The following is an 18,504-nucleotide window of genomic DNA, read 5'->3' as shown; positions in this document are numbered from 1 at the left end:
TTCCCCGCGCCCCTTGGCGGCGATGCAGTCCCCTGCGCCCCAGGCCTACTGCCAGCTGCTGTCCTCGGAAGAACTCCTACGTGTTGCTGGTGCCCCAGTCGTCCTCGGCGCCTCCGTTGTGGGCGCTGCGTTCGCGTAGGGAGCGGACTCGGGCCGCCACCGATTCGGGGACTCGGTCGCCCACCTTCTCGGAGACCGTGTGGTAGGCCTTGCCCGCGAAGTGGCGGCTCTGTTGGGCCGCCGACTCGGCGGTGTTGCGGACCGCGGGGTTCTGCGCGAACTCGCGGGCGGACTTCTTCAGCTGCTCGTAGCGCTCACGTCCGGCACGTGTGCCCAGGACGTAACCGACGGCGAGTCCGACGACGAACGTGAGCCGGTAGCGCATGGCGGCCACCCTTCCCTTGCGTAGGTCCCTGGTGCGGCGTCGCGGCCGGGGGGAACCGATTGGCGGAGCACCCCCCTGCTTGCGCTAATGTATGTGTCGCAGCGAGCGCACGCCCCCTGGCGAATACCCAGGTAGGTACGTTCGATGCAACGAGGCATTCCTCCGTAGCTCAATTGGCAGAGCAGCCGGCTGTTAACCGGCAGGTTACTGGTTCGAGTCCAGTCGGGGGAGCTCGGTCCTCCGTAGCTCAATTGGCAGAGCAGCCGGCTGTTAACCGGCAGGTTACTGGTTCGAGTCCAGTCGGGGGAGCATGCTGAACGAGGACCCCACGCAGGGGTCCTTTTTCATGTCCGTGTCCCTGTCGTGGGAACCGCGCAGGTCACAGCGGAGTCCTTCAGGGCAGGCGAAGTCGACCATGCGAAGCAGGAGATCGTATGAGCGGCTATGCTGCGGCAGACGGCGCGCACACTTGTACGCGACACGCCGCTATGGGGCGGTAGCTCAGCCGGTTAGAGCAGCGGACTCATAATCCGTCGGCCGTGGGTTCGAGTCCCACCCGCCCCACCAGCGGTCACCTGTGCAGAAACGTTCTGACCTCCGGAAGCGCGGTTGGGAGGGGTGTTTTGCATGAGGCGGCTGCCCGGAATCGGTGTGGCGAAAGCGCGACTTCGTGTGTTCCCCCGGACCCTGGACCTTTGTGACCTGGGCTTTTGGGGTGGGATCAGTGGTGGACGATCCCACGGCTGGTGAGTGATTCACCGGGCAGCCGTCGTTCAGGTAGGGGCTGCCGGCAACTCAAAGTAGGTTTAGGCGCCCCACGGCCACGGCCACGGCCTGGCTGGGACCATCCGCTCAGGCGCGGGGAGCAGGAGTGCTGCGCCATTGCATGTGAACGGGCACTGGAACCATCCCCGCGGGTGCGGGGAGCAGCGGCCGGGGTTTCAGCGGGCTTGGTCATCTTCGCCCGCAGCGGCTCCAGCTTGCCGGGCACCGAGGCGTCCAGGCCCAGCCGCTCGCCGACCGCCCTGACCTGCACCGGGCCGTCGGCCTCCCGCACGATCGCCAGGATCTTGCGGTAGTCGCCGGGCAGCGCGCCCTCATCGGCCGCGTCGCTGCGGTGCGGGATGAGCAGGACTGCTCGCCCGTCACTCGCACCCCGCTCGGCGAGCTCTCGACGCTCCCCGCACCGCAGACGACCGCTGCAGGCACACGTCGACGGGACCGGCGTCAGTGAGTGCCACCGGCCCCGCCGCGGGCGCGGGTCGGGCGCCGAGCCGAACCAGAGGCTCAGGTGAGCGACCTGGTCGGGGTCCGTAATGATCACCGAGCCCGCGCCTGCACCGCTAGCTGACCCTCAGTCAAAGACCCGTACAACCACGGGACTTGAAGCCGCCTGGTTTCAGCGTGCGAACGTTTCTGCCCACGAATTGTGCGAGAAGTATTGACGTCATTCATGGGATGTCTAGCATTCCCCCGATCGATACTTCGACCCCTGTTCGAAATAACGAACAAGCCGCATCACGCCGGCAGCCGGACAGCCCCCAACGGGGCAAACCGGAGTCGCTTGCTCAAGGATGACGAGGTCCTTATGCGCAGACGTAGTTTCAGCCTCAGGCGCCCGTCCGCGGTGCTCGCCGCCGCGGTCGCGGCCCTGGCCGCGTTGGCGGCGCTGCTCGTCGCCAGTCCGGCTCAGGCGGCCACCACCAGCGACGTGCGCGGTGTTGATTCCGGCCGGTGTCTCGATGTGGCGGGCTTCAGTCAGACCGACGGCGCGAACGTGCACATCTGGGACTGCCACGGCGGAATCAACCAGCAGTGGACGTCGACGGATAGCAACCAGCTGACCGTGTACGGCAACAAGTGCCTGGATGTCCGGGGCGGCGCCACCACGTCCGGGACCCCGGTGCAGATCTGGACGTGCAACGGCAGTGACAACCAGCAGTGGCGGGTGAACCCCGACGGCACGATCGTCGGCGTGCGGTCCGGACTGTGCCTGGAAGTCTCGGGCTGGGGTAAGGCCAACGGCACGGGGGTGCAGATCTGGTCGTGCCACGGCGGCACCAACCAGAAGTGGACCGGCCTGTCCGGGGCGAGCAACACGTGTGCTCTTCCGTCGACCTACCGGTGGACCTCGACCGGTCCGCTGGCGCAGCCGAAGGCGGGGTGGGCATCGCTGAAGGACTTCACCAGCGTCGTCCACAACGGCAAGCACGTCGTCTATGCCACGACGCACGACACCGTCGCCGGTGAGGATGGGCGCTGGGGATTGACGACCTTCAGCCCCTTCACGAACTGGTCCGACATGGCCACCGCCACCCAGAACACGATTCCCTTCGCTGGCATCGCGCCGACGCTGTTCTACTTCGCCCCGAAGAACCTCTGGGTGCTCGCCTACAACGGGGGTTGGCCATACAGCTTCTCCTACCGCACCTCGAGCGACCCCACCAACCCCAACGGCTGGTCCGAGCAGCAGGAGCTGTGGACGGGCACCCTTCCGAAGGGGGGCCCCCTCGACGTGACCCTCATCGGCGACGACACGAACATGTACATGTTCTTCGCCAACGACAAGGGCGACATCTACCGGTCCAGCATGCCCATCGGCAACTTCCCGGGCACCTTCGGTTCGGTCACGACGGTCATGAGCGACACCGAGGACAAGCTGTTCGAGGCGCCGGAGGTCTACAAGGTCCAGGGTCAGAACCAGTACCTCATGATCGTCGAGGCCCAGAATTACACAGGGTATGGTCGCTACTTCCGCTCGTTCACGGCCACCAGCCTCGACGGCCCCTGGACACCGCAGCCGCAGGCCGAGACCGTGACCAGCCCCTTCGCCGGCAGTGCCAACAGCGGCGCGACGGCCTGGACTAGGGACATCAGCCACGGCGATCTGGTTCGCACCAACCCCGACCAGACCAAGACCATCGACCCCTGCAACCTGCAGTTCCTCTACCAGGGGCGCGACCCCAGCACCGACGGCGGGGACTACGGCCTCCTGCCGTACCGGCCGGGGGTACTGACACTGCAGCGCTAGCCGGTGGCGTGGCGCAGGTCCTGGTGTTCCTGGCGTTCGCGGGCAACGACGTACGCCGAACCGGGTGAGCGTCACAGCGAGCGATCAGGAACGGGTGGAGTTGGAGCGGCGGGCTCGGTGCAAGGCCGAGCCCGCCCGTGCACGCGGAGAACCCGGATGGTGGCGGCCTCGTCCTGGTCGACCACGAGACGCGGAACGTGTCAAGCCTGGTGAGTCGGTCGGTTTCAGGGTTTGTCGAGTGAGCCGGGGTCGCCGGCGCCCGAGGATCACCGAACGACGACTGCTGTGGGCGAGCCGCCAACCACCCGCTGATCGCCCGGTGTTGACTCCCCTCCTGCCCCCTCCTATGTTCCCGTTCGACACTCAGAATTATGTCTGATATTTCGAACTTCGTTCTCGGTCCCCCACACGTGAGGAAGCTGATCTCGAATGTCCTGGCTCCAACACCCCCACAGTCGCCGGAGAGTCATGGCGGCCACCGTCGGCCTGGTCGCGGGCGCCACGCTGCCGGCGATGGGCGCGACGCGCGCGGCGGCGGCCACGACGGCCCAGCAGGAGCAGTTCACCAACCCGGTGATCTGGCAGGACTTCGCCGACCTCGAGGTCATCCGCGTCGGCGACACGTACTACTACACCGGCTCGACCATGCACTTCTCGCCGGGCGCGCCCGTCCTGCGCTCCTACGACCTGGTCAACTGGGAGTTCATCGGCCACTCGGTGCCGGTCCTCGACTTCGGCGACGCGTACGACCTCAACGGCGGACGGGCGTACGTCCAGGGCATCTATGCGTCCTCGATGCGCCACCGCCCCAGCGACGAGACCTTCTACTGGCTGGGCCAGATCGGCTGGCAGCGGTCGTACGTATACAGCGCCACCGACGCGGCGGGCCCCTGGACCCGGCACGCCGAGATCGGCAGCATTTACTACGACGCGGGGCTGCTCTTCGACGACGACGGCACCCCGTACGTGGCGTACGGCGCCAACGAGATCCACGTCGCGCAGCTCTCCCCGGACATGCGCACCGAGGTCAGGTCCGAGCACGTGCTCACCAAGCCCGACGACATGCACCTGATGGAGGGCTCCCGCTTCTACAAGATCAACGGGAACTACTACATCTTCGTCACCCGCCCGGCCAACGGTCAGTACATCTGGAAGTCCACCTCAGGCCCCTTCGGCCCGTACGAGATGCGGGAGGTGCTGTTGGACCTGCCCGGCCCGATCCCCGGCGGCGGCGTGCCGCACCAGGGCTCGCTGGTCGACACCCCGAACGGCGACTGGTACTACATGGGCTTCATCGACGCCTATCCCGGCGGCCGCGTCCCCGCCCTGGCCCCGGTCACCTGGAACGCCGAGGGTTGGCCCGAGCTCCAGACCGTCGACGGCACGTGGGGCGAGACATACCCTTACCCGGTCACCCCGCACCCGCTCCCGCCGATGACCGGCGCCGACACCTTCGAGGGGACGGCGCTGGCGCCGTACTGGGAGTGGAACCACAACCCCGACACCGCCGCGTTCACCGTCGACAACGGGCTCACCCTCAGGACCGCCACCGTCACCGACGACCTCTACAACGCCCGTAACACCCTTACCCGCCGCATCCAGGGCCCCGCCTCCACCGCGACCGTCGTGCTCGACTGCTCCGGGATGGCGGACGGCGACCGGGCCGGGCTGGCGATGCTGCGGGACTCCTCCGCCTGGATCGGCGTCACGCGGCAGGACGGCGTCAGCAGGCTGGTGATGTTCGACGGCCTGACCATGGACGCCAACTGGAACACCAGCGGCACCGGCACCGAGCAGGCCGGCGCCGACCTCCCCGCGTCCGGCAGCCGCGTCTGGCTGCGCGCCGCCGCCGACATCAGCCCGGGGCCGGGCCGCCAGGCGACGTTCTCCTACAGCACCGACGGCACCACCTTCACCCCGCTCGGCCCGGCCTTCACCATGAACGAGAGGCCTCATTTCTTCATGGGCTACCGCTTCGCCGTCTTCAACCACGCCACCCAGGCCCTCGGCGGCGAAGTGCTGGTGGAACGCTTCGAGTTGAGCACGCCCTGACCATCCGATGCAGTCCGGTCCTCAGCTGAACGGCGCGGTGCGCACGATGCGCTGCACGGCCATCGCGTCGTGCCGGAACTGCGCCTCGCGCAGCTCGTCCAGCGGCAGCCGCGCGGCGCGCTCCTCCAGGGCCCGCAGGGTGGCGACGCTCTCGCGGACGGCGGCGGCCGGGTCGTTCTTCGCCACCATCAAAACGGGAGTTTCTCGACACGAGCTCCTGGCCCAGTCGGGCTGCGGCCCGCACCGCGATCTTCGACTTCATCGAGGACTGGTACAACTTGCACCGACTGCACAGCAGCCTCGGCTACCGCAGTCCCGCCGAGTACGAGACCGCACTCGCGGCCTGACCACCACACCGATGGTGTCCGTCAAAGCGGAACAAGCTCAACGGGGGCCCAGGCGCCCCCGCGCGCTGCGAGCATCGCGCACCGTGCTCCCGCTCACGTCACGACGACCACACGAACGAGCGACAACCACGATCCCAACTTGCCGACACGGACATGTAGTCCATGAATCGTCGCAGTTCAGAGCCGGTATCCGAGCTCCCACGGTCGGTAAACTCTACGAGGCCCTCGCCAGCGGAGCCGACCCTCTCCACCTTGCACACGTCTTCTCGTTCGGCGCCAAGAGCAGCCTCCGCTACACGACCGCCGTCGCTCCCTCCGCCGCGGAATAGGACTTGCCGCACTTGCTGATCTTGTTCCTATGGTGGTGAGACGGGTGGCCCCGGGTGGCTCCCCGTTTCCCCGTCGGCGGGCAGGCTACTCATGATGCTCCCGTAGCCGGTCCGCTCGGCAGCGGATGTGGCGTCAGCAGGAAGCTCAACTGGGCCCAGGACGCCAGGTCTTCGGTGGAATACCTTGCGGCGAACTCTTTCAACCCGGCCACGAACCGCGTCTGATCCACGGTGATGTGCTCGCACATCACCGCCCACCACACGGCGTGGGAGGCCAGCATGCTCCGCGTCAGCTCCTGATCGAGCAGGCCACTCCGGTCGGCTTCCGCGATCCGTTCGAAGGCCCACAGGACCGAGTAGAGGTCACGTAGCGGTGTCTGTTCAGGGGGTGCCTGCATGTCCGGCGGGTAGATTGAGAGGTCGTTGCTGCCCAGGTTTTGTATGTACTGATAGCCCACCAGTTCCTGCCAGCGCGGCTGCCAGGCGACGGCTTCACCGCCGGCCTCCCTGGCGGTGCGCCACATGTGCCTGGACAGGCGGCCACGTGCGTTACCGATCTCACCAGTCGTGAGAACCTCGTGCAGCGCGATGGTCCGCTCGATCGCGCTCATCTTCCGCTGCGCCCGGAGCTGCACCAAGCCAATACCAATGGCTACCGCGATGGCGGAGATCGTACCCAAAGAACCTGTCCACGCCGCCCAGTCGGCGCTGCTCATAGAAGCCCCCACCGTGATCCTGATCCACGGGCGAGCGGATTCGATGAGTCTGCTCGAGGGCCGTCTCGACCCCAGGGAAGACGACCTACAGCCCGCCGGGCCCAAGCCTACTGACGGGCAGACCCCAGGGTCTCGGAAACAGGCTGTGAACCAGCGTGCTCATCCAGGCCAAATGCACGCATGTACACGTGGGTTCAGCCCGGGCACCCTTCAGAATTCGCGACCCCACGGAGGTTCGGCCTGGAGGTCTTCTACTGCCAGCCCGGCCTCAAGGGCGCGCACGAGAAGGGCGGCGTCGAGGGCGAGGTCGGGCGCTTCCGCCGCAACCACCTGGTCCCGGTTCCCGAGACACCGACCCTGGCCGAGCTCAATGCGCGCATCGACGAATGGGATGCGGCAGACGACCAACGTCGCATCGGCGCCAGGCCCCGGACAGTGGGCGAGTACTTCGCGGTCGAACAGCCCCTGCTCAAACCGCTACCCGACGAGCCGTTCGAGACCGGCCGCTGGTCGAGCCCGCGGGTGGACCGCTACGGACAAGTCAGCGTCCGCACCAATCGCTACTCGGTCCCGGTGCGGCTGATCGGACAGCAGGTGCGGGTTCTGCTGCACGCCTCCGAAGTGGTCATCTACGACGGCCGCACCGAAGTCGCCCGGCACGAGCGCCTGGTCGCCAAGGGGGGTGTCCGCCTTGAACTCGGCCACTACCTGGAGGCCCCGCTTCGCAAGCCGGGCGCTCTGCCCGGAGCCACCGCGCTGGACCAAGCCCGCGCCGCCGGCCGCTTCACGCCGGTGCACGACGCCTGGTGGGAGGCGGTACGCAAAGCGCACGGCGACGCCGAGGGCACGCGCACGCTGATCGAGGTCCTGCTGCTGCACCGGCACACGACCCACGAACACGTGGTGGCCGGCATCGCCGCTGCCCTGCAGGTCGGCGCCCTGACCGCGCACGCGGTCGCGCTGGAAGCCCGCAAGGCCGCCGACGCCGACCACCCGCCTGCCCACAGCAGCGGTCGGACAATCCAGAGCCCTCACCGGTGACCTCGCTGACCGCCCGCAGGCTGGCCCGCCTGCCCGCCGACACCCGGCCGCTGCCGTCGCTGACCGCCTACGACGCGCTGCTACGACACCGGCCCGCCACCGACCGTCCCAAGGGAGAAGTGCCGTGACCGCTCAACGCCACCGGGGCCTGACCGAGCAGGCCGCCGACGCCGCCATCGACAGTGCCTGCCGGATGCTGCGGCTGCCCACGATCCGGGCCCAGTTTCCCGACGTCGCCGCTGCGGCAGCCCGCGAGCAGATGACCTACCGCGGCTTCCTCGCGGAACTGCTGATGGCCGAGTGCGACGACCGGGCCCGCCGACGCTCCGAGCGCCGCATCAAGGCGGCCGGCTTCCCCCGCCAGAAGTCGCTTCGGGACTTCGACTTCGACGCCAACCCCAACATCGACGCGGCCGCCATCCACACTCTCGCCTCCTGCGAATGGATCAAGAAGGGTGAGCCGCTCTGCCTGATCGGCGACTCCGGCACCGGCAATTCGCACCTGCTGATCGCGCTGGGAACCGAGGCCGCCATGGCCGGCTTCAGGGTCCGCTACGTGCTGGCCGCCAAGCTCGTCAACGAACTCGTCGAGGCCGCCGACGAACGGCAACTGACCAAGACCATCGCCCGCTACGGCCGCGTCGATCTCCTAGCGATCGACGAACTCGGCTACATGGAACTGGACCGCCGCGGCGCTGAACTGCTGTTCCAGGTGTTAACCGAGCGGGAGGAAAAGGCGTCCGTGGCCATCGCTTCGAACGAGTCGTTCGGAGGCTGGACGAAGACCTTCACCGATCCCCGGCTCTGCGCGGCGATCGTGGACCGGCTCACTTTCGGCGGCGCGCAAGTCCCGAGACCCTTCTTACACGGTGGTGGCGGGCCGGCGGCGCCCTAACGGGGCGCCGGCAGCGCGAACGTGGTGGCCGCCGTCCTGACGGCGGCAGCCTTCCTGGAAGCCGCACTCCTTGAACTGCTGGAGTCGGCTCCTGAAGGCAACCTTGAGGTAGGTGGGGGCCATCGCTGGTGGAGCGGGCTCAGAAGGTCCTTGAGAGTCTGGACAGGGACTCATTCGATGAGGAAGGCGCACCATACGGGCCAGCCAAGACGCTGGGGCGCCTCCGCAACGCCTTGATCCACTACCGGCCGGAATGGCGCACCGCGGGACGGGCGATGCCGCTCACGCTGATCGCCGTGCCGTTGCGGGTGGCCTGAGCGAGGGCGGTTTTCACCCGCTGGTGGCGGCCTTCAATGTCAGCGCGGCGACCGTCGGCCATGGCCCTGCTCAACGGACCTCATGGTGTGGACGTCGGGCAGGGGCCGGCCGATGCGGGGCATGCCGAGCATCATGCTCCGGCTACGGCGTACGACGGCGACGGCCGCGCCGATCTGGGCCTGCTCCTCGGCCGTGAGGTCACCGAGATCGGACTTCACCCGCTCGATCAGCCGGCGTACCCTGCGGGTCTCCTCCTGCGAGGGCACGGTTCCGCGCAAGGACTCCGGCGAACCATCGGGACGATGACCTCTGTGGCGAAGGGGCATCGCCCGGCGAGGAGCTACGGGCGTGGTGCCGTCGCAACGAAATCGATGCCGAGGACCGATTCCATGGCCGCAGCGATGTCGGCGCAGTCGCGCTCGGCCTGTTCCGAATCCTGCGCGGTGACTTGGAGCGTGCCGTATCTGTCCAGATTTCCCTCCATGGCGCGCAGCTGCATTCCCGCGCGGATGGTTGAGGACCCGAATTCCAGCCTGGGCCGGAATCCCTCGAACCAGTCCTCGGGCAGGTCGGCGCGCACGGTGCGGGGGCGCTCCACGCCGAGAAAGTAGTTGGTGGCCCCGCGTCCGACCGCGAGCGGACGCGCCGGTGCCGGGCTGCCGGCGTACAGATCGACCAGGATCTCGAAGAGGTTGGTGTCGGTGGCCGCGCGGATGACGTCCGGCACCATGCCGCCCCCGATACGGGGATTGACCTCGATGAGACGGAAGCCCTCAGCGGTACGAATGGCCTCGACGTGGAAAATCCCCAGATCCAGCCCGAGTGCCTGACAGACCCGGACACAGTACGCGCCGAGCTCGTCCTCTTCCGGGCCTGGCAGGCCGGTTGGCATGGTGGAGCCAAGTTCGAGCAGCGGATTGTCCCGGCCGACCTTGCGGCGAATCGCCGCCAACGGGACGGTGGACCGTCCGTCCGTGGCCACCTCGACCGAGTACAGGGGGCCAACGGCCACTTCCTCCACGATGAAGTTCTCACCGATGTCATCGGTGAGCGCGGGCTCCAGGGCATCACGCCGCGCTGCGACCTCCGCGAAATGGAGGGTGATGTCCCGCTCCCCACGAGCCATCGTCGTGACCAGCTTGCCGGTGCCGGACACCGGTTTGATCACCACGGGATACCCCAGTGCGTCGGCGGCCTCGAGCGCCTCGCCGCAGGACGTGACGACGAAGTGGCGCAGGTTGGGGATCGCGTGCTCATCGAGGATCTGGCGGCAGCGGGACTTGTCCTTCGCGGCCTCGACGGCGGTGGGCGAGGGACCGCGTACACCGCACGCCCGAGCCAGGTGTGCAGCGGAGGTGACACAGAACTGTACGACCGTCAGGACGGCATCGAATGGCGGCACATCGGCCGACTGCATGGCCTGCCGCACAGCATCGACGTCCGACAGGTCGTCGACCTCGACGACCTGGTCAGCCAGGCTCACGGCCCTGGTGCGGACCTCGGGCGTCAGAAAGAAGTCGTACTGGGCCGACCTCAGGAGCGTGGTCCGGTGTCCCTTGTCCCGCGCGTAAGCGAGGGCGTGGTTTCCCAGGGGCGTGCTTTCCAGGAAGACCAGATGACTCATGCTTGCTGTCCCTCTGTGTCGACCAGGGTGAAGTCAAGTTCCGCTTCGGGCACCTCGACGTCGATCTGCGCCCGGCGCAGTCCGGAGCCGTAGTCCCAGTTCACCGACTGCCAGCGCGTGACCTGGTCGAGCATCCAGAATCCCGACTGGCGGCTTCCGTTGCCGGAGCGGCCGTTTCCGCCGAACGGCAGGTGTGCTTCGGCCCCCACCGTCGAGTTGTTGACGCTGAGCATGCCGCAGCCAACCTGCTCGGCGAACCGGAAGGCGGTGCCGGGGTCAGAGGTGTACACGGCGGCCGACAGGCCATACCGGTGCCCGTTGGCCAGTTGCACGGCCTCGTCGAACGTCGAGAACGTGGCTACGCCGATGAGCGGGCCGAAGGTCTCCTCGCGGTAGATCTCGTCGTCGGGCGCGACACCGTCGACGATCACCGGATGGGCGAAAACCCCTCTGTCCGGGTCACCCACGAATCCCTTACGTGGATTGGACGACTCGATACGGCCCACTCCGTCGGAACCGTACAGCGCGTGGTGGCTCTTGACCGTATCCAGCCAGTCCAGGTACCCCGAGAGGTACCGCTCATCGATGAGCGGCCCGTACAGCACCTCGCCATGCGGATCCCCGATCGGGGCTGCGCGCAGTGCGGCGTCCAGCCGGTGGAGCACTTCACCGTGTACGGACTCGTGGACGATGAGCGTGCCAAGGGAGGTGCACCGCTGACCGCCCGTCGCGAACCCGCTGAACAGGGCACCCTCGACGGCCCGGTCCAGATCGGCGTCGGGCATGACGACCATCGGATTCTTGCCACCCAGCTCCAGGCACGGGCTCTGCCGATGCCGTCCGCACAACTCGCTGATCATGGTGCCCACCGTTGTCGAACCGGTGAAGCCGACCTGGTCCACCAGGCCCTGCTCCAGTGCCCGAGTGAGTCCGGTGAACGTCGAAGGCCCGTCGGCCAGGACCAGATTGACGACTCCCGCGGGAACCCCGGCCTTGTGCAGCAGCGTGAGGAGGGCCTTGCTGATCATAGGGACGAGCTCGGACGGCTTCCACACGACGGTGTTGCCGGCCACGAGCGCCGGCACGATGTACCAGGACGGCACGGCGGCCGGGAAATTGGCCGCGGTGATGACCGCGACCACACCGAGCGGGCGCCGGAAGGTGAGCAGTTGCTTGTCGCGCATCTCGCTCGGCACCGTCTGGCCGTAAAGTCTGCGGCCCTCGCTGGCGAAGTAGGCGCAGGTGTCGATGATCTCCTGCACCTCGCCGAGGGCTTCGACCCGTGTCTTGCCCATCTCCCGGACGATGAGGTCAGCCAGGGCGGACTTGTTCCGGGTGACCAGGAGACCCAGGTTGGCTATGACCTGCCCACGCAGGGGGGCCGGCAGCCCCGCCCAGGCGGGCGCCCGTTCCTTGGCGTCCTGGCAGGCCCGCAGCATTGCTTCCGGACCAGCCAGATGTGCGACGGCCACGATGTCGTCGAGCTGGGCGGGATTGACGGAGGTCGTCGCCGTGGCTTCGGTGCGCAAGGCAGCGCCGCCCACGTCCGTCCACAAGTGCGGCGCGGAAAGCGAGGGTTCCTGGGTGGGTTGCATCAACGGGTCTTTCCAATTCTGTCTCGTGCGGGAACGGTGAGGGCGCCGCTGCGGGGACCGAAGGGCGGCCCGCCGCTCCGCCGGACGGCGCCGAAGCGTCGCCGGCGGAGCGGGGGGCGCAGCCTTCCGGTCGGATGAGGGGCGTTACGCCGCCTCGGCGAGCCAGACTCGGCGCAGGTGGCGGCGCTCGTCGGTGTAGGCGGTGCGGGAGTGCAGCACCCGGTGGTTGTTCCAGATCAGAATCGCGCCCGGCTCGATGTCCACGGCGACGTGGTTCTTCTCGAAGAACTCGACGACTCGATCCCGGATGTCGAGCAGAAACGGATCGTCGTTGTGGTTCACGTTGTTGTAGCTGAACCGGAAGATCGGTTCGCGGCCCTCACGGATCTCGTACATCGGATGGACAGCGGTGCGCCCCAGCTTCATCTCCAGCACGCCGTCCGCGGAGACGTACTCGTAGCGCCGGCTCGACAACTGCTGCCGCTCATCGTCCGTGAGGGTCGCGATGAACTTCCTGCCGTCCAGCAGGGTCGTCTGGCCGCCGCCGTCACTGGCGCGGACCACGCCCCACAGTCCGAGGTACTGCGGGGACGCCTCCGGGAACTCGTAGCACTCCGTGTGCGGGTACAGCGCACGGGTGTTGAGGGAGTGGTACATGTTCTCGAAGCGCTTCTGCGACTTCACGGACCACACCTTCTGGCCGTCGTACTGCGGCATGAACTCTCCGAACCCACGCATGAAGGACTCGTGGTCGAAGTCCGCGGGTATCTCGTTCATGTACACGTAGCCGTGTTCGTCCAGCAGGCGTTGGAACTCCTCCTGGGTGTACTCGGAGTAGCTCAGACGGCTGTCGATGGTCGTAGTGCTGCTCATGCTTCCTCCTGGATCCGTGTGGTGTGCTCGTGGATGGTGCTGAGGACGCGGTCGATCGCGCCGACCGCAGTGGTGAGTTCGTGGACTGTGATGGTGAGCGGGGGCCTGAAGCGCAGCGTGCGGTTCCCGCTCGGGAGGGCCATGACGCGTTCCTCGGACCGCAGCCGCTCCACGACCTCGTCACGCAGGGTGCCGTCGGGCAGATCGATGGCGGCCATGAGCCCGCGACCGCGTGCGTTCGTGACCAGGTCCGGGTGTCGCCTCTCGAGGTCCCTCAGCAAGTCCAGTAGGACGGCGCCGTGGGCGGCCGCGGCTGGGACGAGGCCGTCCTTCTCGATGATTTCCAGGATGCGGGTGCCCCGGACCATATCGGCGAGATTGCCGCCCCAGGTCGAGCTGATACGGGACGGAACGGCGAACACGTTGCTTTCCACCAGGTCGACGCGCCGGCCGGCCATGACACCGCAGACCTGGGTCTTCTTTCCGAAAGCCACGACATCGGGTTGCAGATCAAGTTGCTGGTACGCCCATGCTGTTCCCGTCGCTCCGCAGCCGGTCTGGACTTCATCGACGACGAAAAGGGCGTCGAACTCCCGGCACAGCTCCTGCATTCCGCGAAGAAAATCCGCGCTGAGGTGGATGTCACCCCCCTCCCCAAGAATAGGCTCGGCGATGAAGCAGGCGATCCGGCCGCCCGCCTCCTCCATCAGGGTGCGAGCCTCGCGAAGCGCCTCCTCGTCAGCACGCCGATTTTCGGCCTTCCACCGGTCTTCTGGAAAGCGCTGTTCCGGAGTGGTCAGTCGAGGCCACTCGAACTGCGGATAGTGCAGCGTTTTCGTCGGATCCGTATTGGTCATCGACATCGTGTAGCCGCTGCGTCCATGAAACGCCCTGGTCAGGTGCAGTGCCATCAACTGCCCGCCGTCGGCGGGCGCGGAGGGTCGCTGTGCCTTCCAGTCGAACGCCACTTTCAGCGCGTTCTCCACGGCCAGGGCGCCGCCGTCGATGAAGAAAAGGTGCGGCAGTTCCGGATCGCCAAGTACGCGAGCGAAGGTGTCGACGAATTCGGCGTACTCGACGGTGTACATGTCGTGGTTGCTCACCTTGTGCAGGGCGGCCCGGCCGAGTTTGGCCAGAAAAGACTCGTCCTGGGCCAATCCGCCATGGTTCATCCCCAGCGGCAGCGAAGAGAAGAAGGTGAAGAGATCAAGGTACTCCTCACCGGACCGGGCTTCTACAAGTGTCGTTCCACTACTCTTCTCCAGATCGAGAACGAAGTCGTATCCATCCACCAGGATGTGGCGCCCCAAGGAGCTCAGGACGTCTATGGGTTCGGGCATTATCTCCCCCCAGAAGGATCGTGCGTAAGCGCTTTCTACGGGCTTATTTCGAGATTTTTTGAAATTCGGCGGACTGCGGTGAGGGATTCAAGTTCCAGGTGGCGTCTCATCCACCGCCGGAAAAACCCGCGGTGCGACGAACAGCAGTACTCCGAAGGCCAGGGCCGCGGCGCCCGCAGCGGTGGCGAAGATCCGGCCCGTGGCGTCGGAGACAGCGTGCTGCAGGAACGCGGCCAGTCGCGGCGATACGGCACGCCCATGGCCCAGGGCGGAAGAGAGCGAGTCCAGGCCGGCCGGGCGACCTGGCGGGGACGAGTGTGCCGGTCCCCCCGCACGCAGCGACTCGTTGGCAATCGTGCCGAAGAGTGCCGCGCCGAAGCTCTGGCCGATCTGACGCCAGAACACGATCGACGAGGTGGCGGTCGCCCGCTCGCCCCAGGTGACCGTGGACTGGACGCCGACGATCAGGGGTGGTTGGAAGAAGCCGAGCGAGACACCCAGCACCAGCATGATGACGATCGGCTGCCAGATGGGTGGGCGCTCTGGCAGCAGCGCGAACGATGCTGCTGCCAGAGCGGCACCGCTGGTGCCGAGCAACGCGGTGTCCCGGAAACCCATCCGCAGATAGGCGCGGTTCACGAATGCCGCCGACAGGGGCCAGCTCACCATGAGCACTCCGAGCAGGAATCCCGCTCCGAGGGGGCTCAGTCCGAGTACCGTCTGCCCGTAGACCGGGAGGATGAGGGTCGGAGCAGTCGCGACCAGGCCGAGCCCAGCCATGGCGAGGTTGCCTGCGACCATCACTCGGCGACGCCACACCCACCCCGGGATCAGCGGCTGTTGCGCACCCCGTTCCACGAACACCGTTGCGACCGTGCACACTGCCGCGCCGGTGAGAAGAGCCACGGTGCCGGCGGACAGCCAGGGCGCCGTTCCCGCACGGGTCAGAGCGGCGAGAAACAGCCCGGTCGCCGCGAACACACCGGCCGCACCGAGCCAGTCCACGCGTACCGACGTCCCTGTCTGAGGTTGATCGTTCAGGTGGCGCCGGATCTGGAGCAGGCAGAACAGTCCGAGGGGCAGGTTGAGCAAGAAGATCCAACGCCATGAGGCATACGTCACGAAGACGCCGCCCAAGGCCGGCCCGGCCACCGCTGCCGAGACCCAGACGGTGGACAGGGCAGCCTGGATCTTTCCGCGCTCCTGCTTGTCGTACAGGTCCCCAGCGATGGTCTGAACCAGCCCCTGGATGGCTCCGCCGCCCAGGCCTTGCAGGACACGGAAGGTGATCAGCGACGGCATGTTCCACGCCACGGCACACAAAGCCGATCCCAGCAGGAAGACCGATACCCCGACGATGAGCGCGCGCTGACGCCCGTACAGGTCGGCCAACCTGCCATACACAGGAAGCATCACGGTCACGGCGAGCAGGTAGCCCGCGATCAGCCACGCGAAATAGGCCAGTCCGCCCAGGTCGCTGACGATCTGGGGAATGCACGTGGCGATCACGGTCGAGTCCATGGCCGCCAGCGCCATGACGAGCATCAGGGCGACGACCACGGGCCGACGGCGGACCGTCGGCCCGCCGGGAACCGGACCGTCGACGACGTCCGCCCGGTTTCGGGCGAGGGCGCCACCCGCTCCGGGTCGCACGTCACCTGGCGGTTCGTAGGATTCCTCGGGTGTCTTTGGCTGCTTCCTGCTTCGCATGCGTCTCGTCTCACTATGTACGGGAAAACGGCCCGTCGGCTGCGGCCTGTTCAGGCTGCGATCAGGTGGAGCCCGTCCACCACGGCAGAGCTGAGGGCCGGCAGAGCGAGGCTCGGGAGGCGTCGAGCAGACCAGCCGTGATGAAAGCGTCCCGGGCGCCGGGCAGTCGCCGGGGGCCGGGACGCTTTCATCAGGCGGGGGTGGCCGTCAGCCGTCAGGCGCTTCCGAGTGCGCGATCCGTCCTCAAAGCCCAGCCGCTCCAGCACCTCGCAGTTTGCCTCCAGCAAGGCGCTGGTCGCCGGGGCGGACGCGCAAGGCACACTGTGCGAGAGCTCCACGAACGAGCTCAAGACCGACTCTGTGGTCTCCTTGGCGGTCACCGAGGCACATACTGGCCGACCGTGCTGAACCAGGGCCTCCACGGAGAACTCCTGACCCCCGACCTTCTCCTCGACGAGTACGTTCTAGCTGGGGGAAAGCCGGTGAGGGTCGTAGCCCGTCTCTCGTCGCGATATCCAGGTCATGCCATATTCAGCACAGTTCGGCCGGCGTATCAGAGAATCGAGTACTTCCCATCCTGGGGTTCGTTGCAGTGGTCCGAAGCGCCGGTACCGACTCCCACACAAAGCCTTCCAGGCTTCATCGGTTCTGCTGATGAAATCCGACGCATTCTCCGGCCGCATGATGTCTTCGAACTCGGCGTCCTGTGCACCAGCCGGGCTAAAGCCCGCCGCTGGATATCACTGAAGGCTGGAGTATTGCGCGAGGAGGGGCGAGTCGCACCGACTGGCTTGAAGTCCAGTTCAAGCATGAGTTCCTGGACAAGATGGGTGCCAATTTTCTGAGGGGAGGTAATCAATACACGCTCAGAGAGAAACACGGAAATCCTGTCGGCCATGTACGGGACTGAAAGTTGGCACGAGGAACGGAATTCCGCCCCCGCGACTTACGATCATTCCGATCCTCCGTTGCCTCGTCAACGATCATTTCAGGCCGCCAAGGTGTCTCATAAGAGTCCTGGGAGAATCTTGAGCAAGTGCGGTGAAGTTTTTGCCGGATCTCTGTTTGCTGGCCCTGCGCTGAGGGAATCACTGGCACTCCGCATACCCTCGCTTCGATTTGACCGGTTTAACGGCGTTTGTGACATACTTTCGGCGCGCCTTATGAGCTTGTTCACTCAGAGCTCGTGACGCAATCCTCTGCAACTACCTGGCCTGCGGCCGGCGTCGACCAGCTGCACCGCATCCTGCTCGCCGAATCGAACGCGGCCGACGAACTCGACTGGTCTCGGGCGTGAGTGGACGGCTCCGCACACCCCCGCGGAAAGAAGGGGGAGCCGACACCGGCCCGTCGCCGGTCGACCGGCGGAAGACGGGCAGCGGACACCACCTGATCTGCGACGGACACGGCACCCCGCTCAACGTCATCGCCACCGCGGCCAGAGGCCGATGACCTGGGTCCTTCGGGGCGAAATCCGGGTCCGGGTGACCCAGGGTGAGGGCGGCGTCGGCGGAGCCCCTCGGCCGGCAGGATCCGCCGCACCCCGGAGCGGTGGATGCCGATGTCTGAGCGTGAGGCGGTGGTAGGGGTACTCAAGGGTCCACTCACCAAAGCGGTCGCGTCATCGGCCACCCGGGGGCGCTGCGCGCCAGCTCGGTGACTCGCGAACGTCTTCCGCCCTGGCGTCGAGTGGTCTGCCGCGACGGTGCAAGACGGCATGCGGGACGGCCAGGGGGGAGCCGAGGGAGTGGGCGATGACCACGTGGGGTTGGCGCGCGGCGATCGTTTCGGCGACCCGTGTGCGTGCCGCGATTGCGGGTGGGTCCTTCTGGGTGGCGCAGGTAGGCGGTGACCTCGCGGAAGAAGAGGGCGACGAACCACTCGGTGGCGTGCCCGGCGGGTACGCCGGCGGGCACGCCGATCTGGGCCGGCAACTCCTGGAGGAGCTCGCGTTCGAGGCCGTAGAGGTCTCCCTCTCCTTGGCGGCCGGGGCGCTGCAATTGAACTCCTCCTCGTCGGGCATCCCGATCTCGATTCGAAGGTTGGCGACCTCTCGGCTGTGCGTCGCGACTTGGTCTTCCGGGAACATGACCGCGCCCACAGCGACGAGCTCGCCGAGGCTGCCGCTGCCCGCTGTCGTCCACGAAGACCAGCCGCATATCGCCACCTCGGCCCCTGGTTCCGTTGCACCGGTTGCACGCGAGTGGGCTCGCTGATCGTCCCAGATGGTTCATCGGGTACCCGTGCA

The 18,504-nt window shown here is 66.9% G+C and carries 15 protein-coding genes, 3 tRNA genes and 2 pseudogenes; 11 read left to right on the top strand and 9 right to left on the bottom strand.

The features are described from left to right. Positions 1-76 precede the first annotated feature (76 nt). The gene (locus ACIA8X_RS41435) at positions 77-385 is read right to left on the bottom strand and encodes a YtxH domain-containing protein (protein ID WP_093909530.1); all 309 of its coding nucleotides are present in this window, start codon (positions 383-385) and stop codon (positions 77-79) included. A gap of 158 nt (positions 386-543) precedes the next feature. Between ACIA8X_RS41435 and ACIA8X_RS41430 the strand changes: the two genes are divergently transcribed. The 5 genes from ACIA8X_RS41430 to ACIA8X_RS41410 all read left to right on the top strand — a co-directional run bounded on the left by ACIA8X_RS41430 (position 544) and on the right by ACIA8X_RS41410 (position 5,468). Further along, positions 544-616, top strand: a tRNA-Asn gene (locus ACIA8X_RS41430). Between the two features lie 5 nt (positions 617-621). Further along, a tRNA-Asn gene (locus ACIA8X_RS41425) sits at positions 622-694 on the top strand. A gap of 181 nt (positions 695-875) precedes the next feature. After that, positions 876-952: transfer RNA gene (locus tag ACIA8X_RS41420), tRNA-Ile, on the top strand. A 1,021-nt stretch (positions 953-1,973) separates the two neighbouring features. Then, entirely contained in the window at positions 1,974-3,416 is a 1,443-nt protein-coding gene (locus ACIA8X_RS41415) for a non-reducing end alpha-L-arabinofuranosidase family hydrolase (RefSeq protein ID WP_399460476.1), read from the top strand. Between the two features lie 429 nt (positions 3,417-3,845). Next, the gene (locus ACIA8X_RS41410; RefSeq protein ID WP_399460475.1) at positions 3,846-5,468 is read left to right on the top strand and encodes a glycoside hydrolase 43 family protein; all 1,623 of its coding nucleotides are present in this window, start codon (positions 3,846-3,848) and stop codon (positions 5,466-5,468) included. 21 nt (positions 5,469-5,489) lie between these two features. Here the strand turns inward: ACIA8X_RS41410 and ACIA8X_RS41405 are convergent, their stop codons facing one another. Further along, a complete protein-coding gene (locus ACIA8X_RS41405) occupies positions 5,490-5,657 on the bottom strand; it encodes a hypothetical protein (protein ID WP_399460474.1) in 168 nt (55 codons plus the stop codon). Between the two features lie 29 nt (positions 5,658-5,686). Here ACIA8X_RS41405 and ACIA8X_RS41400 point away from each other — a divergent pair. Next, positions 5,687-5,815, top strand: a pseudogene (locus tag ACIA8X_RS41400) (IS3 family transposase); the annotation flags it as partial. A 418-nt stretch (positions 5,816-6,233) separates the two neighbouring features. On the opposite strand, the gene ACIA8X_RS41395 reads toward ACIA8X_RS41400, so the two are convergent. Next, a complete protein-coding gene (locus tag ACIA8X_RS41395) occupies positions 6,234-6,860 on the bottom strand; it encodes a hypothetical protein (protein ID WP_399460473.1) in 627 nt (208 codons plus the stop codon). A 180-nt stretch (positions 6,861-7,040) separates the two neighbouring features. On the opposite strand from ACIA8X_RS41395, the gene ACIA8X_RS41390 reads away from it, so the two are divergent. Genes ACIA8X_RS41390 through istB form a run of 3 tightly spaced genes read left to right on the top strand, consistent with a single transcriptional unit; the run spans position 7,041 to position 8,796 of the window. Further along, positions 7,041-7,901 (top strand): Mu transposase domain-containing protein, encoded by an 861-nt coding sequence (locus tag ACIA8X_RS41390; RefSeq protein WP_399460472.1) that lies wholly within the window; start codon positions 7,041-7,043, stop codon positions 7,899-7,901. After that, a complete protein-coding gene (locus ACIA8X_RS41385) occupies positions 7,898-8,029 on the top strand; it encodes a hypothetical protein (protein ID WP_393461087.1) in 132 nt (43 codons plus the stop codon). The genes ACIA8X_RS41390 and ACIA8X_RS41385 overlap by 4 nt, the downstream gene beginning before the upstream one ends. Next, positions 8,026-8,796 (top strand): IS21-like element helper ATPase IstB, encoded by a 771-nt coding sequence (gene istB, locus ACIA8X_RS41380; RefSeq protein ID WP_393461089.1) that lies wholly within the window; start codon positions 8,026-8,028, stop codon positions 8,794-8,796. The genes ACIA8X_RS41385 and istB overlap by 4 nt, the downstream gene beginning before the upstream one ends. Positions 8,797-9,152: 356 nt before the next feature. Here istB and ACIA8X_RS41375 read toward each other — a convergent pair whose 3' ends face one another. The 6 genes from ACIA8X_RS41375 to ACIA8X_RS41350 form a co-directional block, all read right to left on the bottom strand. Then, positions 9,153-9,392 carry a hypothetical protein gene (locus ACIA8X_RS41375; protein ID WP_399460471.1) on the bottom strand — a complete coding sequence of 80 codons (240 nt, stop codon included), beginning with the start codon at positions 9,390-9,392 and terminating at the stop codon, positions 9,153-9,155. Positions 9,393-9,454: 62 nt separating this feature from the next. After that, positions 9,455-10,738: an acetyl-CoA carboxylase biotin carboxylase subunit family protein gene (locus ACIA8X_RS41370; protein WP_393461093.1), complete on the bottom strand. Its 1,284-nt coding sequence runs from the start codon at positions 10,736-10,738 to the stop codon at positions 9,455-9,457. Continuing rightward, entirely contained in the window at positions 10,735-12,333 is a 1,599-nt protein-coding gene (locus tag ACIA8X_RS41365; RefSeq protein ID WP_393461095.1) for an aldehyde dehydrogenase family protein, read from the bottom strand. The genes ACIA8X_RS41370 and ACIA8X_RS41365 overlap by 4 nt, the downstream gene beginning before the upstream one ends. Positions 12,334-12,477: 144 nt before the next feature. Continuing rightward, positions 12,478-13,206, bottom strand: coding sequence for a TauD/TfdA family dioxygenase (locus ACIA8X_RS41360; protein ID WP_399460470.1), 729 nt, complete (start codon positions 13,204-13,206; stop codon positions 12,478-12,480). Further along, positions 13,203-14,546: an L-lysine 6-transaminase gene (gene lat / locus ACIA8X_RS41355; protein ID WP_399460469.1), complete on the bottom strand. Its 1,344-nt coding sequence runs from the start codon at positions 14,544-14,546 to the stop codon at positions 13,203-13,205. Before lat ends, ACIA8X_RS41360 begins: the two co-directional genes overlap by 4 nt. An 87-nt stretch (positions 14,547-14,633) precedes the next feature. Beyond that, positions 14,634-16,106: an MFS transporter gene (locus ACIA8X_RS41350; RefSeq protein ID WP_399460468.1), complete on the bottom strand. Its 1,473-nt coding sequence runs from the start codon at positions 16,104-16,106 to the stop codon at positions 14,634-14,636. 1,360 nt (positions 16,107-17,466) lie between these two features. On the opposite strand from ACIA8X_RS41350, the pseudogene ACIA8X_RS41345 reads away from it, so the two are divergent. Continuing rightward, positions 17,467-17,690: pseudogene (locus tag ACIA8X_RS41345) on the top strand (IS5/IS1182 family transposase); the annotation flags it as partial. A gap of 320 nt (positions 17,691-18,010) precedes the next feature. Then, positions 18,011-18,472 (top strand): hypothetical protein, encoded by a 462-nt coding sequence (locus tag ACIA8X_RS41340; RefSeq protein ID WP_399460467.1) that lies wholly within the window; start codon positions 18,011-18,013, stop codon positions 18,470-18,472. Positions 18,473-18,504: the final 32 nt, after the last annotated feature.

The organism is Streptomyces sp. NPDC051738 (assembly GCF_044453205.1).
Classification (GTDB): domain Bacteria; phylum Actinomycetota; class Actinomycetes; order Streptomycetales; family Streptomycetaceae; genus Streptomyces.
Note: the sequence above shows the minus strand (reverse complement) of the source record. Positions and strands in the feature narration are given on the sequence as shown.